Annotated in this window: 25 protein-coding genes and 1 pseudogene; 4 read left to right on the forward strand and 22 right to left on the reverse strand. The window is 38.6% G+C overall.

Going from position 1 to position 21,918, the window contains the following annotated elements:
- Positions 1-43 precede the first annotated feature (43 nt).
- The 17 genes from HMPREF1019_RS05690 to HMPREF1019_RS05770 all read right to left on the reverse strand — a co-directional run bounded on the left by HMPREF1019_RS05690 (position 44) and on the right by HMPREF1019_RS05770 (position 15,734).
- Positions 44-1,054 carry an acyltransferase family protein gene (locus tag HMPREF1019_RS05690; protein WP_009294757.1) on the reverse strand — a complete coding sequence of 337 codons (1,011 nt, stop codon included), beginning with the start codon at positions 1,052-1,054 and terminating at the stop codon, positions 44-46.
- Positions 1,041-2,300 carry a lipopolysaccharide biosynthesis protein gene (locus HMPREF1019_RS05695; RefSeq protein ID WP_009294758.1) on the reverse strand — a complete coding sequence of 420 codons (1,260 nt, stop codon included), beginning with the start codon at positions 2,298-2,300 and terminating at the stop codon, positions 1,041-1,043. Before HMPREF1019_RS05695 ends, HMPREF1019_RS05690 begins: the two co-directional genes overlap by 14 nt.
- A 178-nt stretch (positions 2,301-2,478) precedes the next feature.
- Complete coding sequence (locus HMPREF1019_RS05700; RefSeq protein WP_009294759.1) at positions 2,479-3,177, reverse strand: class I SAM-dependent methyltransferase; 699 nt, start codon at positions 3,175-3,177, stop codon at positions 2,479-2,481.
- 1 nt (position 3,178) lies between these two features.
- Entirely contained in the window at positions 3,179-4,306 is a 1,128-nt protein-coding gene (locus HMPREF1019_RS05705) for a glycosyltransferase family 4 protein (protein ID WP_009294760.1), read from the reverse strand.
- A 100-nt stretch (positions 4,307-4,406) separates the two neighbouring features.
- On the reverse strand, positions 4,407-5,990 hold the full coding sequence (gene argS, locus HMPREF1019_RS05710; RefSeq protein ID WP_009294761.1) for an arginine--tRNA ligase: 1,584 nt from the start codon (positions 5,988-5,990) through the stop codon (positions 4,407-4,409).
- A gap of 9 nt (positions 5,991-5,999) precedes the next feature.
- On the reverse strand, positions 6,000-6,221 hold the full coding sequence (gene tatA / locus HMPREF1019_RS05715) for a twin-arginine translocase TatA/TatE family subunit (protein ID WP_009294762.1): 222 nt from the start codon (positions 6,219-6,221) through the stop codon (positions 6,000-6,002).
- A 51-nt stretch (positions 6,222-6,272) separates the two neighbouring features.
- On the reverse strand, positions 6,273-6,884 hold the full coding sequence (gmk, locus tag HMPREF1019_RS05720) for a guanylate kinase (RefSeq protein ID WP_009294763.1): 612 nt from the start codon (positions 6,882-6,884) through the stop codon (positions 6,273-6,275).
- Positions 6,885-8,432 carry a hypothetical protein gene (locus HMPREF1019_RS05725; RefSeq protein WP_009294764.1) on the reverse strand — a complete coding sequence of 516 codons (1,548 nt, stop codon included), beginning with the start codon at positions 8,430-8,432 and terminating at the stop codon, positions 6,885-6,887. It abuts the gene before it with no gap.
- A 57-nt stretch (positions 8,433-8,489) separates the two neighbouring features.
- Entirely contained in the window at positions 8,490-9,251 is a 762-nt protein-coding gene (fliR, locus tag HMPREF1019_RS05730) for a flagellar biosynthetic protein FliR (RefSeq protein ID WP_009294765.1), read from the reverse strand.
- Between the two features lie 90 nt (positions 9,252-9,341).
- Positions 9,342-9,986 carry an ABC transporter ATP-binding protein gene (locus tag HMPREF1019_RS05735; protein WP_002941236.1) on the reverse strand — a complete coding sequence of 215 codons (645 nt, stop codon included), beginning with the start codon at positions 9,984-9,986 and terminating at the stop codon, positions 9,342-9,344.
- Positions 9,986-11,050 carry a translation elongation factor Ts gene (gene tsf, locus HMPREF1019_RS05740; RefSeq protein ID WP_002941206.1) on the reverse strand — a complete coding sequence of 355 codons (1,065 nt, stop codon included), beginning with the start codon at positions 11,048-11,050 and terminating at the stop codon, positions 9,986-9,988. The genes HMPREF1019_RS05735 and tsf overlap by 1 nt, the downstream gene beginning before the upstream one ends.
- Entirely contained in the window at positions 11,050-11,838 is a 789-nt protein-coding gene (gene rpsB / locus HMPREF1019_RS05745) for a 30S ribosomal protein S2 (RefSeq protein ID WP_002941277.1), read from the reverse strand. The genes tsf and rpsB overlap by 1 nt, the downstream gene beginning before the upstream one ends.
- Before the next feature lie 190 nt (positions 11,839-12,028).
- Positions 12,029-13,168, reverse strand: coding sequence for a beta-aspartyl-peptidase (iadA, locus tag HMPREF1019_RS05750; protein ID WP_009294766.1), 1,140 nt, complete (start codon positions 13,166-13,168; stop codon positions 12,029-12,031).
- Between the two features lie 10 nt (positions 13,169-13,178).
- The gene (locus HMPREF1019_RS05755; protein WP_009294767.1) at positions 13,179-13,388 is read right to left on the reverse strand and encodes a hypothetical protein; all 210 of its coding nucleotides are present in this window, start codon (positions 13,386-13,388) and stop codon (positions 13,179-13,181) included.
- Positions 13,369-14,097 (reverse strand): polyphenol oxidase family protein, encoded by a 729-nt coding sequence (locus HMPREF1019_RS05760; protein WP_009294768.1) that lies wholly within the window; start codon positions 14,095-14,097, stop codon positions 13,369-13,371. The genes HMPREF1019_RS05755 and HMPREF1019_RS05760 overlap by 20 nt, the downstream gene beginning before the upstream one ends.
- A 10-nt stretch (positions 14,098-14,107) precedes the next feature.
- Positions 14,108-14,722 (reverse strand): riboflavin synthase, encoded by a 615-nt coding sequence (locus HMPREF1019_RS05765; RefSeq protein WP_009294769.1) that lies wholly within the window; start codon positions 14,720-14,722, stop codon positions 14,108-14,110.
- A 103-nt stretch (positions 14,723-14,825) separates the two neighbouring features.
- Complete coding sequence (locus HMPREF1019_RS05770) at positions 14,826-15,734, reverse strand: AraC family transcriptional regulator (protein WP_009294770.1); 909 nt, start codon at positions 15,732-15,734, stop codon at positions 14,826-14,828.
- 114 nt (positions 15,735-15,848) lie between these two features.
- On the opposite strand from HMPREF1019_RS05770, the pseudogene HMPREF1019_RS05775 reads away from it, so the two are divergent.
- The 4 genes and pseudogenes from HMPREF1019_RS05775 to HMPREF1019_RS05790 all read left to right on the forward strand — a co-directional run bounded on the left by HMPREF1019_RS05775 (position 15,849) and on the right by HMPREF1019_RS05790 (position 19,192).
- Positions 15,849-16,979 (forward strand): annotated as a pseudogene (locus HMPREF1019_RS05775) (alpha/beta hydrolase).
- A 45-nt stretch (positions 16,980-17,024) separates the two neighbouring features.
- Positions 17,025-18,173: an iron-containing alcohol dehydrogenase gene (locus HMPREF1019_RS05780; protein ID WP_009294772.1), complete on the forward strand. Its 1,149-nt coding sequence runs from the start codon at positions 17,025-17,027 to the stop codon at positions 18,171-18,173.
- A gap of 17 nt (positions 18,174-18,190) precedes the next feature.
- Positions 18,191-18,607, forward strand: coding sequence for a cyclophilin-like fold protein (locus HMPREF1019_RS05785; protein ID WP_009294773.1), 417 nt, complete (start codon positions 18,191-18,193; stop codon positions 18,605-18,607).
- A 225-nt stretch (positions 18,608-18,832) separates the two neighbouring features.
- On the forward strand, positions 18,833-19,192 hold the full coding sequence (locus HMPREF1019_RS05790; RefSeq protein ID WP_009294774.1) for a cupin domain-containing protein: 360 nt from the start codon (positions 18,833-18,835) through the stop codon (positions 19,190-19,192).
- 174 nt (positions 19,193-19,366) lie between these two features.
- Here the strand turns inward: HMPREF1019_RS05790 and HMPREF1019_RS10520 are convergent, their stop codons facing one another.
- The 5 genes from HMPREF1019_RS10520 to HMPREF1019_RS05805 form a co-directional block, all read right to left on the reverse strand.
- A complete protein-coding gene (locus tag HMPREF1019_RS10520; protein WP_262359236.1) occupies positions 19,367-19,498 on the reverse strand; it encodes a hypothetical protein in 132 nt (43 codons plus the stop codon).
- A gap of 178 nt (positions 19,499-19,676) precedes the next feature.
- The gene (locus HMPREF1019_RS10110; RefSeq protein ID WP_198002692.1) at positions 19,677-19,871 is read right to left on the reverse strand and encodes an alpha/beta hydrolase; all 195 of its coding nucleotides are present in this window, start codon (positions 19,869-19,871) and stop codon (positions 19,677-19,679) included.
- The gene (locus HMPREF1019_RS10115) at positions 19,855-20,121 is read right to left on the reverse strand and encodes a hypothetical protein (RefSeq protein WP_009294777.1); all 267 of its coding nucleotides are present in this window, start codon (positions 20,119-20,121) and stop codon (positions 19,855-19,857) included. Before HMPREF1019_RS10115 ends, HMPREF1019_RS10110 begins: the two co-directional genes overlap by 17 nt.
- A 65-nt stretch (positions 20,122-20,186) precedes the next feature.
- Positions 20,187-21,029, reverse strand: coding sequence for a YwqG family protein (locus HMPREF1019_RS05800; RefSeq protein ID WP_009294780.1), 843 nt, complete (start codon positions 21,027-21,029; stop codon positions 20,187-20,189).
- An 11-nt stretch (positions 21,030-21,040) separates the two neighbouring features.
- Positions 21,041-21,895, reverse strand: coding sequence for a CbrC family protein (locus HMPREF1019_RS05805; protein ID WP_009294782.1), 855 nt, complete (start codon positions 21,893-21,895; stop codon positions 21,041-21,043).
- Positions 21,896-21,918: the final 23 nt, after the last annotated feature.

Genomic DNA, 21,918 nt, shown 5'->3' on the forward strand with positions numbered 1-21,918 from the left:
TACAAATACGAAAATATAAATATTAAAGACGTTGACCTAAAACTCATCTAAAATACTTTGACAAAATTATGTTACCCATTAATAACATTTTTTTTTCTATAAAAAAATACGTAAGCCAGGATATGATAAAAACAGATAATAAACACAAAATCAAAACAATAAAAATATTTAAATCCAAAAAATATTTAACAAAGAATTCTATAATCAACATATGAATTAAGTAAATTGAATAACTTATTTGGCCTATAAAAAGTATGAATTTTGGGAATTTTATATTACAGTTACTTGAAAAATATATTAAAAAACAGGAAAAACAAAGAACAGCAACCCATACATTTAAGAAATTATACTTAATAAATGGCATAAAACATCCAAATAAAATTCCTAAATATAAAAATAAATTAGTTTTTTTAAACATATCCTTGTATTCGTATATTAAACAGCCTATGAAAAAAACAAACATTTGATATAGTGGTGTAAAAAAAATATACTCTTTTACAGCAACATCATTCTTATAAAAAATATTAGATATAAAAATAGAAAAAATATGTATTACAAAAGTAATTATTGCTATGTACAATAAATAGCTTTTAAAACGATAAACAACAAAAGCAAATAAAATATAGCAAACAACTTCTACAAAAATGGACCAAGCGGGTGGAATGATAGAAACCATGGTTTCTGGCAAAAATCCAAATAAAAAAGAATAATGTAATAAAATATGCACAAAATCACCTACTTTGTTTGTTGAATAAGAACTTAGATTAAGACCAAGACAATAATAATACACAACAATAAGAATATAAAATAATGGTGCTATTCTAAAAAATCTTTTTAGAATAAATTTTCCAATATCTTTCAATGTAATAATTTTTGTTTTATATATCATATACAGTGTATATCCAGATATTAAGTAAAACAGCTGCACTCCGCGTCCTAAAAAATTGGTGTATTCAGCTAATATGGAATTTGGAACTAAGACAAACATATGTCCTACAAGAACCATCAATGCTGCCCCCCCCCTTAAAAAATCCAGAAAGTTAACTCTTTGCATCTATAAAAATACCTTTTGAATTTTTCCTATAAAAATAGATCGTTATTAAAAGTCCAAACAACCAACCTAAAATAGCACTTACTTCTTTAAAATAATTAAAAAGTACCAATATAAATAGTATTTTGCACAAAAGTTCTACAATCATTAAAAGATTTAGTATATTCATACCATTGGTATAAAAATTTGTCATAAAATATAGACGCTGAATAATTGATAAAAATATTAATGCTGATGAAGCTATATACATATATTTTACTTCATAAATTTTATCACCTAGCCAGGCTTCTAATACAAGATGCCCTAAGAAAAAATATCCAAAGGCTACTAAGAGCCCAGCAATTAATATTTTTTTTTCAATTTTTAAAAAATTCAAATATGCTGAATTTTTATCTTTTTTTATTTGCCTTGAAATAACTATACCAAATGGCTCACTAAGTCTCCAGCCAAGCATTATTAAAGTATTAGGTATCTTGTAAATTATCATATATTTTGCCAAAATTTCTTCACCATATAAATATACTATCAGCAAAACATCTATTTGCAATATTGCAATAAGCAAAAGAGAGTTTAAAAAAATACTTTTACCATCTATAAAAAATATTCTACTAAATAAAGTCTTGCTTATATGTATAAAATCAAAAGCAATATTAAAATTAGATTTTACATAAAGAATAACCATTATAAATGTAGCTACAGACCCTATAAAAAGTCCTAAAAATATATCGCTTAAACCTTTTTCTGATGATAAAAAAAAGATAGCAAATGAAAATATAAAAAATAAAAATTGAGATAAAAATTTAAAAAAACCAACAACAGATTGCATATTGTTTACCATAAGCAATTCATAAAAAGGCAAACAAGCAAAACTAATGCCTGCAAAAATACCAAAATAAATAGAGGATACAAAAATATCCCCTTTTAATAATCCATATATGCAAAAAAATAGGAAACAAAAAATAGCATAAAAACTATTTATTAAAAAAGAGAGTGTAAAAATGCTATCTTTTAAATAGTTGTATTTAAGCAAATTTTTAATAATACTGGCACTCATCCATCCAATCCCAATATCTATAAAGGATTTAATACTATAAAATAGACCAAATATTCCAAGCTCTTTTTCACCCAAATATTTTAGTATTAATGGAAAAAATACAAAGCCAGCAAGAATGTTAATACCGATGTTAAGGTAATTCCAGATAATAGTAGCCCTATAATCGCCAATCTTTATTTTTTTGATATTAGTCAATTTTGTATCGCCAAATATTGTAAATTGGAATTTTCTAATATAAATATGGCTTGATCTGGTACTTCCACCAATGGATGCCCATCTTGACTAACGACTTCTAATAATTTATCATCCTTAAAAAGTAAAACCGTTGTATTATGTTCTAACCGCAATGATAGTATATACATATCTAATTTTTCTACTTTTTAATATAAACTGCTTCTATTTCTTTTGGAAACAGAAATTTTAAACTTCCTGGTTTTAACCCAAAAAAATGTTCTAATTTTATAGTATTACTATTTGAATTTAGCAAAATATGTTCTCTAAAACCATAAATACCCATAAGATGTCTTAATCCATTTGAAGAAAATGGTCGAATGTGAGTAATATCGTCGTAAAAAGAAAACTTAACCTTTTTAATATCCGGGGTTCTAATGTAGATTTTAGATTCAGTCTTCATTATACGTTTAAGCTCTGTCATAAAAAAATCTAAATTTTGAATATGCTCTATTACATGATTTAGCATTACAAGGTCGATAACACCATCTTTTATTTCAGAAATTTTTTGTTTAGATATGTCTTGCATATAAAATTCTATATTAAGGCTTTTAAAATATTCCTCATAGTAATTGTCTATGTCTATCATTATTTTCCTAGAAATATTTTGATGATTAAACATCATGTAGTCACCCCCACCGCCGCCTATCTCCAACACAGAAATTTCTGTATCCTTTAAATCTATATTAGAAATTTTTAAAACCCTATCAAAAAAGATAGCCTTATATGATTTTTGACCAGCCAATAGATATTTTTTATTAATTTTATCTAGTATAAATTGACTCACGAAATTTCTCTTACTAGATTCTCTGTTACTTTGATACTCTTTTAAATATTGCATTTTACTCCAATATATTTTTAAAATTTTCAAGCCAAATTTTTGGAGAAAATTTTTGTTCAAATAATTTTATGCTATTTTCTTGCCATTGTTTATAATTAATTGTAGCTTCTTCTATTGCCATCTTTAACTCACTATAAAGTCCGTAATAAAATTCATTATTTTGTAAATATTTTCTATAAAACTCTTCAGCTCTTTGCTCAACACATACTATAGTTTCTTGTTTACCCAACATTTTTGGTCTCAAAATAGGATGATGTAGAAGACGCCCATTAATACCATTCTTCAATATTTCTGGTGTAGCATATGTATTTGTAGATATTATTCCAGCACCAAAAGACATGGCTTCCAGTAAAACAACTCCAAAAGATTCATAAAATGAAGGAAAAATCATAATATCCATAGAAGGGTATAAAATATCCAATAAATATTCTCTTGGCTGAGGATCTAGCAGAACCATTCTCTTATCACAACTATACTTTTCTCTCATGGTTTTACTTAAGTCAGATACAAAAGTTAATTTGATATTATCTTTTTTTACATTATGAAAAGCTTCAAGTAATTCGTATCCGCCTTTATATTTACCATTTAAACCTACAAAAACAAAATGAATGCTAGAATTGCTATTCTCAACTCTCTTTTTAAAATTCTCATTCATATATGGATAATTCACAAAGCTTTTATTTATTATGTCATCTCCAAAAAGCTCTATCGCATTATTTTTACTAGCCTCACTTAGGTACGTTATCTTATAAGCTTTTTTTAAAATCTTTTTTATTTTTTCACTATTGTTGTGAAAATTTTGTGTGTGATAATAAGATAATGCATACGGATTATCTAACTCTATAATATAATCCTTATCAAAATTATCTCTAGGGCAAGCACCCCACATATATATTAGATCTACACTTTTTACTATATTTCTGTCTATCGTTTGTTTATTAATTATTTTTTTTGAAATTGCATATTTTATCTTTGACATTATGTTGTTGCTATTTGCAAAAGTTTTAATAGAAGACTGTTGTATCACATCATGTGGTAAAATAGCGTCACATATTTCTCCTGAATATTTTATAGTATCCCACATCCTTTCTCTTGAGGTTGTGCGTATATTAAAATAAACTTTCTTCATTATTGAATATAATCCTTATAAACACAATAGCTTTTAAAACACTACAAAATACTTCATTTTTTAATTTAAAATATATCAATAAATTATTTTAGCAATATATTTACATCCTATCTTTAGCTGTGATTCCCATTATATTAAATGCTGTTTTTATCGAGACAGCAACGACTGCAAACACCTTTAACAAACTATCTTCATTTTCATTTCCAACCACACGGTTTTCATTATAAAATTTATGAAAGCTAGCAGCTAGTGACTTTAGATAGTCTGGTATTTTTTGAAGCTGCCTTGAAGCAAAAGCATCCTCTAAAATTTCAGGTAAGATAAGCGCTTCAAAAAGTAAATTTTTAGCATTTTCATCTAGGCACTCAAAGTCCGCATTTATCACGTCACTAACACTTTTTCCAGCCTTTGCAAAGATCTGATTTATCCTAGCGTGAGCGTAATTTATATAAAAAATAGGGTTTGAGCTATCCTCTTTTTTAAGCTCATCCACGTCAAATTCCAAGCTGCTCGTGTTTGCTTTGCTTATAAAGATAAACCTAAGTGCCTCAGCACCGATCTCACTCGCAATATCGCTCATCAGCACCGCATTGCCAGCACGCTTGCTCATTTTATATGGCTTGCCCTCTTTTAGCAGACTAACCATCTGCATAAGTATCACTTCAAGCCTATTTTCGTCATACCCAAGGAAATTTATCGCAGCCTTTAGCCTTGCGATATATCCATGGTGGTCTGCACCCCAAATGTTTATATAGTGGTCAAAATTTCTTTCAAATTTAGCGTTATGATAGATGATATCTCCAGCTAGATATGTCGGTCTGCCGTCATTTCTAACCACAACCCTATCGTTATCGTCGCCAAGTGTGGTCGAAGCGATATAGGTAGCGCCCTCTTTTTCATACATTTGATTTGAGCGTTTTAGCTTTTCTATAGTTGGCTCTAGGCGGTCGTAAAGTGCTTTTTCACTAGCCCAGCTCTCTATAAAAATGCCAACATCAGCCAAGTCTTTTTTGATGATCTCAAGCACGATATCCTTGCCAAACTCAGCAAGCTCAAGGTTTCTGCTCTCGTCATAAAAAATTTCCTTGCCAAATTTCTCATTTGCAAGCTTAGCGATATCTAAAATATAATCCCCGCGGTAATATTTCTCTGGATAGGCGACACTTTCGTTAAAAAGCTGCTCTTTAGCCGCAAGTGATATCGATGTGCCAAGCAGATCTATTTGATTGCCCGCATCGTTTATGTAGTATTCTGTTGAGATGGCGTAACCAAGTCTTTTGCCAAGTCTTGCCAAAGTATCGCCATAAACTGCGCCCCTAACGTGTCCGATGTGAAGCGGTCCAGTCGGATTTGCGCTGATGTATTCTATTAAATAGCTGTCTTTTTTCGCATCTTCTTTTGCAAAATTTTCGCTATCTAGCAAAATTTGCTTTGAAATTTCATCTAAAAATTCGCTCTTAAGCTTGAAATTTAAGTAGCCATTTACTGCGCTAGCTTCCACTATCTTGCTGTCACTAAATTTATCAGCAAACTCGCTAGCTATCATAGCCGGCGACTTTCTTAGCTCCTTTGCTAAGCTAAAAAGCGGTGTCGCATAGTGGGCTAAATTTTTATCCTTTGGCTTTTCAAGCACAAATTCTCGCTCTAAAACCTTTGAAATTTCTGCTTTTACTTTATCTTTCAACTCTAAAACCTATGCGTTTTTAGTTGTTTCTTCTATCTTTTGACTAGCTGCACCCTCTTCTTTATGCTCGACTTTTTCGCTCTTTTCAGGGGTTGTGTCCTCCATCTCAGCCTTAAAAGTCTTTATGCCTTTGCCTAGTCCTTTCGCAAGCTCTGGGATCTTCTTTGCTCCAAAAAGTAATACAATGATCGCTAAAACAATCAACCAGTGGCCAATACTAAAAGAACCCATCTTTTCTCCTTATCAAATTTTCTCAAAATATTATCATAAATTCCTGAATTTCTAACAATCTATCCACTCGTCGATGACGTTTCTTAAGTTTATCTTAGCGCTTTTTAACCTCATCGCTCGAAGGATTGATTTTAGCCCTTTATAGCTCTTTTCTATATCATCATTTACTAAAAAATAATCATACTCTAAAATGTGCTCCATCTCACCAACTGCGTTCATTAGGCGATTTTCTATCGTCTCGTCGCTATCTGTTCCGCGGTTTTTCAAGCGCCTTTTTAGCTCTTTTTTATTCGCAGTTGTTATAAAAACTGAAGTGATGTAGCTTTTAAATTTCTCAAGTGCGATGTGAAAGCCCTGCACATCGATGTCAAATATCACTATCTTTCCAGCTTCAAGTGCTGCTAAAACTGGCTTTAAGCTCGTACCATAGTAGTTTTTATGCACCTGCGCCCACTCTAAAAACTCGCCCTTTTCTATGCCACTTTTAAATTCATCTTCTTTTATAAAATAATAATCCACCCCATCAACTTCGCCTTCTCTTTTGGCTCTTGTCGTGCTTGAGATAGAAAAATATAGGTCTTTCTCTTCCTTTAAAAGACGACCCAAAAGCGTGCTTTTGCCGCTTCCACTAGGTCCCGAAACTACTAAAATTTGTCCTTGCAACTACTTTTCCTCGAAACTTATATTTATCTTGATGTTCATATCTTTTAGCACATCTCTTAGCGAGCTTTCATTTAGTGACTCATGGACGTGTTTTGTGATCTTTTTAGTTAGCTCTTCTTTGTAGTCTTCTTTTGCATCATTTTTTGAGCTTATTTGAGGCATATCATTTAGTCCAAATGCCGCTAACATCGTGTTTTCATCTATGTCATCTATCGATGCCGCGTCAAAATTTAACTCACTTAGTGCCGCGTCTTTACTATCATCTTGCGCGTTTTCTTCTTCAAAAGTTTCATCCACAAGGCCTAGATCTTCTTTGGCTTCTGGCTCGCTCACATCTTCTAGCTCTTCTACTAGCATCTCACTAGAAGCGTTCTCGCTAGACTCTAAATTTTCTAGCTCTTCACTTGAAATTTCATCCAAAGCCTCTTCTTCTATATCTTCTTCTACTTTTTCATCATCTACTTGAATTTGCTCTTCATCAGCCTCAGAGATCTCATCTAAATTCTCCTCATCTTTAGGCTCATCTTCTAAATTTATCTCATTTTCAAGGCTATCTTCATCATCAAATTTAGCTAGCTCGTCTATATTTAGCTCTTCTTGCTCTAAATTTTGAACATCTAGCTCAGTATCCTCTAAATTTTTATTTTCCTCATCAGCCTCTTCACTATTTAGCTCTTCATTAAGCAAATCAATCTCACTAAGCTCTTTTTTGCTTTGACTAATATCATCTAGCTCTTCATCATTCTCATCTATTTTTAAATTTTGTATATTTTGCTCAACGATCTTTTCAAGCTCGTCTCTAGCTTTTTCATCTACCGGGCTGCTCTCGTCCATATTTTCTATCTCATCAACAAGTGCGCTAAGATCTCCAAAATCACTGCTTAATCCATCTTCGATAGTTTCTTCTGCTTTTGGCGTTTTACTAGATTCATCATCTACATTTTCATTAGCCGCTTCAGTTTCTTCACTATTTTCGTCAATTAGCTCAGTATCAGCCTCGTCCAAACTAATCTCTTCATCTTCTAAATCTCCAACACTAGAATCTTCTAAGTGCTCTTTTAAAAATTCATCATTTAAAACATTATCATCTAATTTTTCGGTTTCATCTTCTTTTGCTAAATTTTCAAAATCTGTGTCAATTTCTGGCAACTCAAAATTTTGTAGTTCTTCATAATTTTCATCAATATGTTCAAAATCATCGAAGTTTGCGGAATCATCAAGTCCTAGTTCAGCCTTTGTATCATCACCAGCCACATTAACCGCCCTACTTTCTTCAAATAAATTTATAAATTCGGTAGGGAGGAATGGCTTTTCAAGCATAATGTCAGCAAAATCAGGCTTTATGCCGCCTCTTGGGGCTAGATACATCACTTTTTGGTCAAATTTTACATCAGCGCTCTCCATATCGCTGTCAATAATAATATAGTCAAATTCACCACTTACTGCATTAACATCATCAAATTCTACATACTCTACGCCTATTTTATTTAGACTTAGTGTTATGAGACGTGAAACTGCTGGGTTTTTGTTTACGAGCGCAACTTTCATAATCCCTCCTTGAAACACTTGAAGCTGTATTTTATGATAAATTTCATTGCTATTTACTTAAAAAAATAATGACGGCATATCGTTTAGAATTTGCATCATCATATCAGTTATTATCTTTATAATGCCAGCAAGAATGGCTATCAAAACAGAAAAGCCAATCGTTACTTTAATAGGATAGCCGATAACCAATAGGTTAAACTGAGGCATCGTCTTCATAAGCATGCCAAAAATAGCATCTGAAAGCATAGATAACGCAATAATAGGAAAAGCTAGAACAAAGCCAAACATAAAAAGATTTCCAAAAAGCTTTATAGCATAGCTCATCACACCATTTCTCGGATAAAAATCTCCAAGTGGTATGACAGCGAGAGAATTAGAGTAAAACTGCAATATCAAATGATGCCCATCAAGTGCCAAAAAAGCAAGAAGAACTATGAAATTTATAAGGTTTGCTATAACTGGAGAGTTTGTGCCAGTTTGCGGATCAAGCACTGATGCCATCGAAAAGCCCATAACCATTGAGATTTGTTCGCCTGCCATTTGGAGTATGGCAAAGACGATATTTAGTAAAAGTCCAGCACAAAGCCCAAGTAATGCCTCACTTAAAATTTCTATGACTAAGAAATTTATAGCGTGTTCATGAGTGTGTGAGAGCGGAAAAAGCACAACACAAAGAGCAAAAACTAGCAAAGTTTTTACGCTAAGCGGGATCTGATTGTGAGAAAAAAATGGAAAAAAGACGATGAGACCGCTTAGGCGTGCAAATAAAAGCATAAAAACTATTGCTTTATCGGCTCCAAAAAATTCTACTAGTTCCATTTTGCTCTTTTAAATTTTTTGCTAATTTTACAAAATTTTACTTTGTTTTTTAAATTTAAGCGGTAGTTTTTAGAAATTTGAAGCTAAATTTTAAGAAATTTGCACAAGCTCTTTGTTTTCAAGCTTGTATGAGTTGTCACATTTTGCGGCTAGGTCGTTGTCGTGAGTGACTAGAACAAGGGCAGCGTTATTTTCATTTATATAGTCAAACAAAACTTGCATCACTTCATTTGCCGTTTGCTTATCAAGGTTGCCCGTTGGCTCGTCTGCAAAGATGATCTTTGGCTTTTTGGTAAGCACTCTAGCGATGCTGACACGCTGCTGCTGGCCGCCGCTTAGCTCACCAACTTTTTGATTTATTACGCTTGAAATTTTAAGCGCTTCAAGATCATTTTTTTCTATATTTTCGCCAGATAAGATGCTTGCAAGCTCGATATTTTCATAAGCACTAAAACCTTTAAAAAGATAGTGCGACTGGAAAATGATGCCAAAATGAAGCCTTCTAATGGCCAAAAGCTCGTTTTGAGAAAGCTCATAGATCGATCTATCTTGATAGATGACCTCGCCAAAATTTGGCTTTAAAAGTGTTGAAAGTATGTGTAAAAGTGTTGATTTGCCACAACCGCTAACGCCTGTTATCGCGATGCTTTGTTTTTGATTGAGAGTTAAATTTATATTGTTAAAGAGCGTATAATCATACGCAAAGCCTAGATTAGACGCTCTTAAAATTTCCATTAGCCTATTTGAGCAGCAACTTCTGCAGCAAAGTCATCTACTTTTTTCTCTAAGCCTTCGCCAAGCTCGAAACGAACGTACTTTACGATCTCGATCTTGCCGCCAAGCTCTTTGCTCTTCTCTTCGATAACTTGTTCGATAGTCTTTTTATCGTCCATTACATAAAACTGACCTAAAAGTGTGAGGCGTTGGTCAAGCACTGTGTTATCAGCATAAAATCTCTCGATCTTACCAGGGATGATCTTGTCCCAAATTTTCTCAGGTTTGCCCTCAGCCTTTAGCTCTTCTTCGATCGCCTTTGTAGCTTTTGCAAGCTCTGCCTCACCTATCTGGCAGCGGCTAGCATACTCAGGGATGTGGTGAAGTGGCTTGCCTAGGCGTTTTAGCTCTTCATTTTCTTTTTCAAGCTCAGCGCGAAGTGCGATAAATTCTTTCTCAACAAAATCTTTATCAAGGTCTTTGTAGCTTATAACGCTTGGCTTCATAGCAGCTGCGTGCATACATAAATTTCTTATAAATTCAGCTGCTTTGTTTGCAACTTCAGCACTTTCGCAAGCTGCACCGATAAGTACGCCAACACGGCCATTTGAGTGAACATAACCATTTACCACGCCCTTGTCATCAGCGCTAATAGTCTCAAAGCGGCGAACCACAAGGTTTTCGCCGATAGTTGCGATCTGAGTTTTGAAGTATTCTTCAAATTTAACACCGTTTAAAGTGCTTGTATTTAGCTCTTCAACTGTTTTTATGCCACTTGATTGGATGTGAGCGGTTGTGTCTTTCGCAAGCGCTTGAAACTGTGGGTTTCTAGCAACGAAGTCAGTCTCAGAGTTGATCTCACTGATAGTTGCTTTTTTGCATTTTGAGCAAACTTCAACGCTTACTAAGCCCTCGCTTGCAAGGCGGTCAGCCTTTTTAGCAGCTTGACCTAGGCCCTTTTCGCGAAGGATATCAACAGCTTTTTCCATGTCGCCATTTGCTTCGCCAAGTGCCTTTTTGCAGTCCATCATGCCAGCTCCGGTTGATTCACGGAGCTCTTTTACCATTTGTGCAGTTATTTCCATTACTCTTCGTCCTCGCCAAAGTCTTCTTCACTCATAGCCTCAGCTACAACTGCGTCTTTCTCATCTTGGCTTACTTCTTCGCCAGCAGCTTGCTCGCCACCATCTTGCTCAAGAAGTGATTTGCCTTCGTTGATCGCCTCAGCCATCTCTTGGCAGAAAAGCTGAACAGAGCGGATCGCGTCGTCGTTTCCTGGGATAGGATAATCAACAACGTCAGGATCACAGTTTGTATCGATCGGTGCTACAACTGGGATTTTTAGGCGGTTTGCCTCTTGAACGGCGATCTTTTCTTTAACTGTATCAACAACAAATATCATATCAGGTAGGCTTTTCATATTGCGGATACCACCAAGAGTTGCGATAAGCTTCTCTTTTTTGCGGCGAAGCATCAAAGCCTCTTTTTTAGTTAGTAAATTTATCGAGCCATCTTCTTCCATAGTCTCGATAACTTCTAGTTTGCGGATAGACTGGCGGATAGTACCGAAGTTTGTCATCATACCACCTAACCAGCGGTGATTTACATAAGGCATTCCACATTTTTCAGCGTACTCTTTTATAGCGTCGATAGCTTGTTTTTTAGTACCGACAAATAGTACTGACTTACCTTCAGCAGCTGCGTCACGAACGATGTTGTAAGTGTAGCGGAAGTAGCGGATAGTCTTTTGTAGATCTATAATATAGATACCTTTTCTCTCACCAAAGATAAATTTTTTCATCTTTGGGTTCCAGCGGCGTGTTTGGTGACCAAAATGTACGCCACACTCTAATAAATCTCTCATAGTTACCATGAGTTTCTCCTTGTTTTAGGCATTTTGCCTTGAATTTAGTTTTATCCTCCACGACCATTAATGCTTTCGCACAACCAAATTTAGGATTGTCGTGTGTGAAATAAAGCTTGGATTATATTGAAACTTGGCTTTATTGAAGCTAAATTTAAAGATATTTTTAGCTACAAATAAAGCTCAAATTTCTTTAAATTTACTCGAAAAAGCCTTTTTTAACGACCTTTTCATCTTTAACGCAAAACTCGCCTTTTGCAATCACGTCGTATAAATTTAACTCCTCGTCAAAGACACAAAGATCAGCGTCATTGCCAACTTTCACTTCGCCTTTTTGACTTAAATTTAGATATCTCGCCACGTTTTTGCTCATCAAAGCCAAAGTATCTTCTATCTTTAAAATTTTATTTCTTACCAAAGCTTGCAATACCTCTAAATTTGACGCACATGAGGCACAGCCGTATCCCACTAGCTCGCCATTTTCGTTAAATTTAGGCACGCTGCCGTTGCCATCTGAGCTCATCGTTAGGCGCTCTAAATTTAGCCCATTTTCAAGGCCATAAGCCACCACCTCGTGGAGTGGGGCAAATTTACTCCCACCACTTGTGATATCGACATTTCCGCCCATTTTTTGAAATTTTAAAGCCTCGTTAAAAAGATCTTTTGTCCTAGCGCAGTGTGTCGGCGAGAAGTAATGAACTGGGAATTCATAGTCTTTTATCACTTTAAAGACATTGTCAAATTTCTCGCTTAGTCCGCCCATGTGCATGTGAAGCACGCCACCTTTTTTAGAGACCATGCCGCCTATGCGTATCTTGCTTAGAATTTTGATAAGCTCCTCTTTTGAGACGTAGCTGCCGCGGTTGTCGGTCAGTGCGATCTTTACGCCGATCACTTTGTCGATTAGTATGAGGTCCTTTGCGATGTCGCCGGTAAATGTCACACAGGGGCTTGCATATGAGCCAGTGTGGATGAAGGTCGAGATGCCCTCAAATTCGAGCGCTTTTGCTTTCGAGTAGAGATTTTCTAGGCTTCTAGTGACACCATCGGTCCCCAAAACGCCAACAAGCGTCGTAGTGCCGTATTTTACGATCTGACTAAGCGTGATCTCAGGCGTTCTTGAGTGATATCCAGCCTCGCCGCCGCCACCCGTGATATGCACGTGCTGATCAATGAGACCTGGAGCTAAAATTTTGCCCTTTAGGTCGTAAATTTCTAGCCCCTCTACGCTAAAGCTTAGCCCCTCGCCGATGGCTAAAATTTTACCGCCACCTACCAAAACATCGCGCTTGCCAAGAAATTTTGGCGTGTATAGATTAGCATTTTTAAGCAAAAGCATCTTCTCTCCTTTATTTGCTAAGTTGTACTTTCTCTTCTATCTCCATCAGTTTTATAAAAATTTGCTCGATATTTTCCCTATCCAAGGCACTTAGCTCCATCTTTTTTGAGCTAAGTAGCATCTGCACAAACTCCTCATTCATAAGCTGCTCAAAGCCCAAATTTCTAGCGTTTTGAGCTATTTTTGCCGCTAGTGGATTTTTAAAGCTCGCATATCCCATTTTTATCCTTAAATTTGACTGCAAATCCGCAAAATCTACCGCACACGCCGTCTCTTCGGTATGAAAAATATCTCTCGTCGCAGTGCGTGCAGACTTCGCTAAAGTTTAAATTTCTAACTCCAAGTGCGCTAAATTCATCCCTTAAGGCTGCGTTCATATCAAAATTTCTACCTATTTTATATGCGTTAAATTCCCCAAGATCAAGCTCGCCCACCTCGTAGCAGCCGCCTTTTATATTTGCTCCGACAAAGACGCTCATCTCGCCCGCTCTTGAGCCAAATTTCTCGCCCATAAGCTTAACTGCTTTTGTGCAAATTTTTAGCATCACGCCGGCTCTACCCGCATGAGCCACGCAAATGGCACCTCGCCTCTCATCTATCATCACGACTGGCGAGCAGTCCGCCACCAAGACGCAGATGCCAACATCACTTAAATTTGTGATCACAGCGTCGCACTCTGGCAGCTCGTCCTCCTCGTTTTCAAGGACAAAAACCTTGTCCGAGTGGATCTGCTTCATAAATTTAAGCTGCCTAACGCCCAAATTTCTAGCCAAAATTTCTCTATTTTTGATGACATCTCTTGGCTCATCGCCCACGTGATCGCCCAAATTTAGCGAGCTAAATTTAGCTTCACTCACACCACCAAATCTATTTGTAAAGCCAGCCACTATGCCATTTTTATCAAAAACGATCTCTAAATTTTCACGCATCTTCGCTCGCTTAGTAGAGGCTTGAAATTCTCTCGACCTCGCCCCAGCTAAGGCCGCCATTTTGCTTAGCTTCAAGCATCCTAGCCACGTAGCGAGCCAGCAGGTCGCTCTCGATATTTACGCGCCTGCCGACCTTGAAAGTGCCAAAAAGGCTGTCTCTAAATGTGATCGGTATGATCGTTAGCCTTATGCCCTTTGGCAAAATTTCATTTATCGTAAGGCTCACGCCCTCGACGCCAACCGAGCCCTTGTTTGCCATCAGAGCCATCGCCTCCTTTGGCAGGTCGATGTAAAAATCAACGCCATTTTCATGCTTTTTTATGGCCGAGATCACGCCGATAAAGTCGATGTGTCCTTGCATCAAATGCCCATCCACGCGCTCGCCAAGTTTCATCGCAGGCTCGATATGCACCAAGCCACTTAAATTTTCAACCGCGACATTTGCCCTGCTCTCTGCGCTTAGCTCCACGCTAAAGCCATCATCGTATAGTTTTATGACACTTAAGCAAGCGCCATTTACTGCGATGCTGTCGCCTAAATTTGGGCGAAATTTAGCCTTTAGCCGTAAAACATTTTGCGAGTAGCTAATGACCTCGGCAAGCTCCCTGATTAAGCCATTAAACATATTTTGCCTTTAAATTTTTTAAGGATTTTACTAAATTTTGCCTAAATTTGGCGCATGGATAGCTCTGCTAGTTTTGTGAAATTTAAGCCACACCAAAATAAATTTACGACGCCACGCCAGAGCGTAAAATTTCGCTATGAACTTTAGGCGGCATGCCAAACATCCTTGCGTATTCGCGGCTAAACTGCGACGCGCTCTCGTATCCCACGTCAAATGCAGCCTGCGCAACGCCGATATTTTTATTTACGAGCAGGTTTTTAGCCTCTTCAAGGCGGATCTTTTTTTGAAAGGCTACTGGACTTAGCGAAGTTACGATTTTGAAGTTATGATATAGCGAAGACTCACTCATATCGCACTCTCTAGCGACATCTTTCATATTTAGTTTTTGCGAAAACTCGTTTTTTATCTTTGCTACGGCTTTTGAAATTTTATTTGAAACGCTGCCTTGCATCGCAAATTTACTTAAAAAATAGCCGCTTTTATCGTTTGTTGCGAGCATGTAAAGTATCTCTTTTTTAGCAAGGTCTGAGAGAAATTTGACCTTATCCTTTGGCTTTTCTAGCAGCCAAACAAACCTCAAAACAGGCTCTAATATCTCATCCGTTAGCTCGCCAAAAAATATGCCTTTTTCGCTTTTTTGCAAGCTCTGCTCTTTTACGTCCACGCCTTTTAGCACTTCATAGACCTCATCTAAGCTAAATTTAATGCAAAGCGAGATGTAGGGCTTCTCTTTTGAGGCGTCTGTTAGGCTTACATTTAACGGCACATGAGTAGAAGCTAGCGCGTAGGTTCGCTCGTCATATCCATACATCTCATCGCCAAAGCCGATTGCCTTTGCTCCTTGCAGTATTATGCACAAAGACGGCTCATAAACTGCGCTGATAAAATCATGCGTTTTATCGCTGATATAAAAGTCAAGCGAGCCAATGTCGCTGCGCTCTAAGCAGTTTACGCCGTATCTGTCTAATAAAAACTCTTTTGTCTGCTCTTTTAGTAAATTTACATCAGCCATTTTCGCGCTCCTCAAGTCAAATTTTGTAAGATTATACAATTTTTTAGAAATTTTGCAGGATTAGGCATGAAATTTAGAGGATCTTTCTAACGTAAAATTTATGATACAGATATAATGCATCACAACAAAAAGGTATGCTGGGAAGCAAAAACCAAAGCTCGCCAAAATATCAAAAAATTTATGTTGGCACTTGTAGCGTCAAGTTTTATTTTAGGAGGCAATTTAGTGGCTAGTACAAACGTAGCAAAATCACCGCTAGAAGCGGTATCTATGGTAAGCTAGTGGGACAAAGTTTTCGCCAAAAGCGATAAGGTAGATCACAAGAAAGTTAAATTTAAAAATCGCTACGGCGTGGAGATCGTCGGCGATCTTTATACGCCTAAAAATTTGCATGGCAAAGCTGCTGCGATCGCAGTTAGCGGACCTTTTGGCGCGGTCAAAGAGCAATCAAGCGGCCTTTACGCCCAAACTTTAGCCGAGCGCGGCTTTATCACGCTTGCCTTTGATCCAAGCTACACCGGAGAGAGCGGCGGCGAACCAAGAAATTTAGCAAGCCCAGAGATAAACACTGATGATTTTAGCGCGGCGGTAGATTTTCTAGGCACCCAGAGCAATATAGACCGAGATAAAATCGGCATTTTAGGCGTATGCGGCTGGGGCGGTTTTGCTCTAAACGCAGCTCTAGCAGACCCTCGCATAAAGGCTGTTGCGACCAGCACGATGTATGATATGACGCGAGTGATGGCAAAAGGCTACAACGATAGTGTGGGCGCCGATGAGAGATATGAAACCAAAAAGAAGCTAGCCGAGCAACGCTGGCTCGATCTCCAAAATGGCAAACCAGCATATACAGGTGCGATAAATGTTGATCCAAAAAAGATAGACGCGAGCACGCCGCAGTTTATAGCTGAATATGCTGACTATTACCGCACGCCACGCGGCTATCACAAACGCTCTGTAAATTCAAACAGCGGAGAGAGCGGCTGGACCAAGACAAATCCTATCTCGTTTATAAATATGCCAATCCTTGCCTACGCAAGCGAGATGAGGACTCCAATCCTTATCGTAGCCGGCGAGAAAGCGCACTCAAGATACTTTAGCGAGGACGCCTTTAAATCTCTTGGCAATAAAAATAAAGAGCTAGTTATCGTCCCTGGCGCTGTGCATACAGACCTATATGACAATAAAAATAACAAGATCCCATATGATAAATTTGAGGAATTTTTCAAAGCAAATTTGAAATAAACCGCTGCCCCTGCACCTTGCGGGGGAAATTTAAAAAGGAAAATAATGGAAAATTTTACATTTTATAACCCAGTAAGAATAGAATTTGGTAAAGGCAAAGAGGCTCATATCGGCGAGTATATGAGAGAATTTGGTGCTAAAAAAGCCCTTGTGCTATACGGCAGTGAGCGCGTAAGAAAGAGCGGACTGCTTGGCGTAGCTACCGATAGTCTAAAAGAAAATGGCATCGAATTTACTAAGCTTGGCGGCGTGAAATCAAACCCGGTGCTAAGTAAAGTAAATGAAGCGATCAAAATAGCCCGCGAATTTGGCGCCGATAGCGTGCTAGCTGTTGGCGGTGGCTCGGTGCTAGACTCTGCAAAGGCAGTCGCTGCCGGAGCTAAATACGATGGCGACGTGTGGGACTTTTTCGTAGGTAAAAATCCAGCCGAGTCGCTCATGGTATTTGACATCATCACGCTAGCGGCAACTGGCTCTGAGATGAATCAAAACGGCGTCGTGACCAACGAGGCGGCTAAACTAAAGCTTCATCTGGGCGCGCAGCGCCTTTTCCCAAAAGTATCTGTCGTAAACCCGCAGCTACAAGCCACCGTTAGCCGCGACTATCTAGTTTATAGCGCAAGCGACGTTATCGCGCACAGCATCGAGGGCTATTTCACAGCTACAAACTATCCGCTAATCGCCAGAATGCAAGTAGAAGCAAACATCAAAACTATCATACGAACGACTGAAATTTTACTTGCAAACCCTGATGGCTACGACGCTAGAGCTGAGTTTGCCTGGCCTGCGACGATGGCACTAAATGGCATAACTATGGTTGGTACCTCAGGCATCGAGTATCCAAATCACATGATCGAGCATGCGATGAGTGCGGTAACGGACTGCGCGCACGGAGCTGGACTAAGTGTGGTTATGCCTGCGTGGATGAAGTGGTATAAGGATAGAAATTTAGGCGTGTTTGAGCGTTTTGCGAGAGAAATTTTTGGGCTTAAAACCGCAGATGAGGGCATAGAGGCGCTAAAAGCGTGGTTTGACAAAATAGGCACTCCAACAAGACTATCGCAGCTAAAAATAGATAGCGAGGCGCTTATAAATGAGATCGCGGGTGTTGCCTATGAAAACGCAAAGGCGTGGGCTATGCAAGAGCTCTATCCAAAGAAAAATATCGTCCAAATCCTTGAACTGGCAAAATAAATTTAAAGTGAGTCAAAATGAGAAAAATTTTAGCCATCTTTATGCTTTTTGCGGGGTTAAATTTGGCAGCAGAAGAGAAAATGCAAAATTTAAAGATAGTCCTAAAGAGCTCTAATGGCGAAGCGACGGCTATCCTAGACGATACGGCAGCAGCAAGAAGCTTTGCCGCACAGCTACCGCTAACACTAAATTTAGAGGACTACGGCGGACACGAAAAGGTCGCTAAGCTGCCAAAACCGCTTGATACAAGAGGCGCTCCGAGCGGCAGCGACGGCAAAAAAGGCGAGATCTCCTACTTTGCTCCGTGGAACAACTTTGTAATCTACTACGGCTACCAGCCATATTATGAAGGCATCGTGCGCTTAGGCGTGATCGAGGGCGATGTGAGTTCGGTCGTAAAAGACGGGCAGATCAAGATCGAGCTAGTAAAATAATATAAATTTTAGGCGACTTTTGCATTTTGGCTTTGAATATGTCATTAAATTTACAGTCATATACGTAAAGTTCTTAAAAATTTAAGCACGGTGGCGTGCTAAATCGCAAAAAATAAACAAGGGAGAAAAAATGCAAGAAACGCAAATTTTGGTTAAAAAAGAAGATCTCGCCGTCTATGACAAGGTGAGCGATAAATTTTTGCAGACAGTCTGTCAAAAGTCACGATGCTTTTTGGCGCGACACCTTATGCAAACGCAGGAGCAGCGCTAGTGCATTTTCCGCGTGGAGTTCGCACGGAGTGGCATACACATCCCGCAGGGCAAAATTTGATCGTAACAAAGGGCAAAATTTACACCGGCACAGCAGATGGGATCTTGCAAATCGCTAGTGCTGGCGACGTAGTGCTCTGCCCGCCTAACCTCAAGCACTGGCACGGAGCCGGAGTGCAAGAAGATGGCGAGCATATCGCAGTGACCTTTGAAAAGGACAGCAAAAACGTAACATGGCTGGAGCATCTAAGTGAGGACGAATACAAAAATTTGATCAAAAAAGCGGACGAGCTACAAAAGATAGATAAACTTTAAAGTAGCGGCGACGGCTAAATTTAGCCTTTAGCCGTAAAACATTTTGCATATTTTTGGGTATTGATGGGCTTAATTATTTTAAAAAAGAAAAGATAAATTTAAAGCTTTGGTGTGTAAAAGTGCTAGCAAAATTTAACCTCAAGCCACTCATTTAAAGTGGCTCGTTTTATAAATTTAAATCAAATTTACAATCTCAATGAGCCAATTTGCCAGCTCTTTTGGCTTTGCAATCATCGAAAGATGCCCGCTATCAAGCTCTTTTATCCTTGCATTTATCTGCTTTGCAAAAACGCTGCTGCACCTCATGCGCCAAGGTGTGATCGTTTTTAGTTAAGAGATAAAAAGATGGCTTTTCATGCCAAGCAGCCGTGCCTATCTTATCGCCAAACGCGGCTTTGCTTAGCTGGCAGGTCGTTTGCCATAACATCCGCAAACGCCTCAGCTGACAAGAATATCTCGCCATTTGCGTCTGGACTAAGACCTTTCATCGGCGCATTTTGACGCTCAAGCGCCTCGTAGCGCACTCGCCGTTATCAGGCAGGGTGGTTGATAGATAGATAAGAGCAGCGACCTTTTCGTGAGTGCCTGCTTCAGTGATCGGCACACCGCCCCAAGAGTGCCCAACTAGTAGGCTCTTGCCCTGAACTCTCTCAAGTGTGCGCTTAAGCGTCTGCTGCAAGCGAAGTTAGCATGTTTTGCACGGCAACGGCGTTAATGCCAGCTTCTTGCTGATGGCGGATCAACTCAGCGTAGCAAGAGCCATCGACAAATGTGCCATGAACTAAAACGATATTTTTAATCATCTTTTTTAAATTTGTTTGATTTTGACCTTTTGTGGGCGATGTGTGAGCAAAAGTAGGCAAAATGGCACTTGCTGCAAGCAAAGCAGTCGTAGCAAGAAAGTGCCTACGTGATGAAATTTTAGGCATAAATCCCTTTAAAATAATCGCTAATCATACAAAAAAACGTAATCGATCTTGATAAATTTTTATAATTAGCTCGTCTGCAAAACTAGCCACGTCTTGCTAAAGTCGTGCGCCGCTAGGTCGTCCCTCTTTATCCACAGATAAACTCTGCCCTCTCCGTCCCAGTCCATGTCGCTATCCCAGTCGCTATCTATCTGCAAAAGCAGCTGCCACTGGGCGGCATTTTTCTCAAACTCCGCGATATTTGGGTGGTGATAAGCGCTACCATCGCCGCAGTCAAGGCCGTTTGCCACGAGCTCGCACTCTAGCTCCATGCCGTCTTGGATGTTGTCAGAGTGACCAAGAAGCTTGTTTTCTTTAGCCTGCCAGCTTGGCTCGATAATCTCGTGATAGGCCTCCCACTCCTCCTCGCTAAATTTGCCAAATGGCACGAGCGAGCTTTGCAAACTTGGCAAATTTAGCTCGTTTTTAAAGCTAAGAGAGCGTGCGCCAAATGTGAAATTTCCGCCCTCCATGTTTTGGCGAGCAAGCTGGTCTTGAGCTGCCTCACTAAAGATCACAGCAAAGCCCTTTTTATCAGCAGGATCGTAGCCCCAAACACGCAAATTTATATCATAAAAAAGATAGAGCATGCCGCTTTTTGGTAGTAACCCGTCGGTGTCAAATTTACTAGCTTCAGCAAAATTTATCTGCGCCACAAAGCTAAGCGCGCCGTTTTCATTTGATGGCCAAGGCACGCTAGCTGGCAGATCTGGCTGTCCGCCAAATTTAGACGCTCCAACAGCGATATCACCGTCATCTTTAGCCTGCGCATCTATCTTTATAGCATTTTTGGCCATTGGCTTTAAAAACTCAAAAAGCTCATCCAAACCGCGCTCTTTGCAGCCTTTTGCAATTTCATTTAGATCCATATTTTTCCTTTCTAGCAAGCATCAATGTAGATGTGATACTTTTTGCAGTGCAAGCAACGAAACAAATATCCAGCAAAATCGCCACCCGCTACGAGCAGCTCGCGAGCCATTTTCGCGTCGTAATCGTCTCTTTTTGCGTAGTCCGCAAAGACCTCGTCTGCAATGCCGAGCTCCTCAAGCTCCTTCGTGCCTACATCACCCAAAAATGCGCAATAATCATCACAGCACGCCACCCAGTGCTCGCCCTGCCAGCTCTCATAGCCAGGTGTTCTTTCAAAGAGCTCCTCATCTTTTTTGGCGTCATCTGTGGCAAGATTGTCGGCGCCCTGCACAAAGGTAGCGTCAAATTTCTTGGCAGCTTCACCATTTGCGATGCAGGCTGGGCAAAGATAGGTGACGTCTTGCTCGCTATAGACGCCATTGTTGTAATAAATTTCTGTATTTTTGCCGCAACACTCGCAGACTACACTCATATCATCTTTAAATGCGCCAGTTTTTAATGGCTCTGGGTGATAGCGAAATTTTGGTAAGGTGGCGACCTTTGCCTTTTGGGCTAAAATTTGCCCTTTACTTTTTGGCCTTGGCACTGCCCATTTGTCGCCCTTATCCACAAACTGCGCAAGATAGCCAAGCGTTTTTAGTTGCTTTTTGTCATTTCTATCGTGTATCTTTAAAAGTAGCTCATAAGCGCTCTTTTGCATAGACAAAAGCTGATAAATATCTACTAAAACGTGTTTTGCCTGCGGCTCCTCGCTTGCTTCAAGCTCTTCTTTAAACTGATACAAAGCCTCTACGCTTACTGCATTGCCCTTATTTTTGTAGTAATCTTTTGAAAGATTTATATATTTTTCTTGAAATTTATCCACAAATAGCCTTTATGAAATTTGCT

Source organism: Campylobacter sp. 10_1_50 (assembly GCF_000238755.1).
Taxonomy (GTDB): Bacteria; Campylobacterota; Campylobacteria; order Campylobacterales; family Campylobacteraceae; genus Campylobacter_A; species Campylobacter_A concisus_R.

Excerpts from the sequence above, each read along its gene's own strand:
- HMPREF1019_RS05690 (WP_009294757.1), bottom strand. The coding sequence starts at position 1,054 with ATGCAAAGAGTTAACTTTCTGGATTTTTTAAGGGGGGGGGCAGCATTG.
- HMPREF1019_RS05700 (WP_009294759.1), bottom strand. The coding sequence starts at position 3,177 with ATGCAATATTTAAAAGAGTATCAAAGTAACAGAGAATCTAGTAAGAGA.
- HMPREF1019_RS05705 (WP_009294760.1), bottom strand. The coding sequence starts at position 4,306 with ATGAAGAAAGTTTATTTTAATATACGCACAACCTCAAGAGAAAGGATG.
- tatA (WP_009294762.1), bottom strand. The coding sequence starts at position 6,221 with ATGGGTTCTTTTAGTATTGGCCACTGGTTGATTGTTTTAGCGATCATT.
- HMPREF1019_RS05725 (WP_009294764.1), bottom strand. The coding sequence starts at position 8,432 with ATGAAAGTTGCGCTCGTAAACAAAAACCCAGCAGTTTCACGTCTCATA.
- fliR (WP_009294765.1), bottom strand. The coding sequence starts at position 9,251 with ATGGAACTAGTAGAATTTTTTGGAGCCGATAAAGCAATAGTTTTTATG.
- HMPREF1019_RS05735 (WP_002941236.1), bottom strand. The coding sequence starts at position 9,986 with ATGGAAATTTTAAGAGCGTCTAATCTAGGCTTTGCGTATGATTATACG.
- tsf (WP_002941206.1), bottom strand. The coding sequence starts at position 11,050 with ATGGAAATAACTGCACAAATGGTAAAAGAGCTCCGTGAATCAACCGGA.
- rpsB (WP_002941277.1), bottom strand. The coding sequence starts at position 11,838 with ATGGTAACTATGAGAGATTTATTAGAGTGTGGCGTACATTTTGGTCAC.
- iadA (WP_009294766.1), bottom strand. The coding sequence starts at position 13,168 with ATGCTTTTGCTTAAAAATGCTAATCTATACACGCCAAAATTTCTTGGC.
- HMPREF1019_RS05755 (WP_009294767.1), bottom strand. The coding sequence starts at position 13,388 with ATGGGATATGCGAGCTTTAAAAATCCACTAGCGGCAAAAATAGCTCAA.
- HMPREF1019_RS05760 (WP_009294768.1), bottom strand. The coding sequence starts at position 14,097 with ATGCGTGAAAATTTAGAGATCGTTTTTGATAAAAATGGCATAGTGGCT.
- HMPREF1019_RS05765 (WP_009294769.1), bottom strand. The coding sequence starts at position 14,722 with ATGTTTAATGGCTTAATCAGGGAGCTTGCCGAGGTCATTAGCTACTCG.
- HMPREF1019_RS05770 (WP_009294770.1), bottom strand. The coding sequence starts at position 15,734 with ATGGCTGATGTAAATTTACTAAAAGAGCAGACAAAAGAGTTTTTATTA.
- HMPREF1019_RS05780 (WP_009294772.1), top strand. The coding sequence starts at position 17,025 with ATGGAAAATTTTACATTTTATAACCCAGTAAGAATAGAATTTGGTAAA.
- HMPREF1019_RS05785 (WP_009294773.1), top strand. The coding sequence starts at position 18,191 with ATGAGAAAAATTTTAGCCATCTTTATGCTTTTTGCGGGGTTAAATTTG.
- HMPREF1019_RS05790 (WP_009294774.1), top strand. The coding sequence starts at position 18,833 with ATGCTTTTTGGCGCGACACCTTATGCAAACGCAGGAGCAGCGCTAGTG.
- HMPREF1019_RS10520 (WP_262359236.1), bottom strand. The coding sequence starts at position 19,498 with ATGAGGTGCAGCAGCGTTTTTGCAAAGCAGATAAATGCAAGGATAAAA.
- HMPREF1019_RS10115 (WP_009294777.1), bottom strand. The coding sequence starts at position 20,121 with ATGCCTAAAATTTCATCACGTAGGCACTTTCTTGCTACGACTGCTTTG.
- HMPREF1019_RS05800 (WP_009294780.1), bottom strand. The coding sequence starts at position 21,029 with ATGGATCTAAATGAAATTGCAAAAGGCTGCAAAGAGCGCGGTTTGGAT.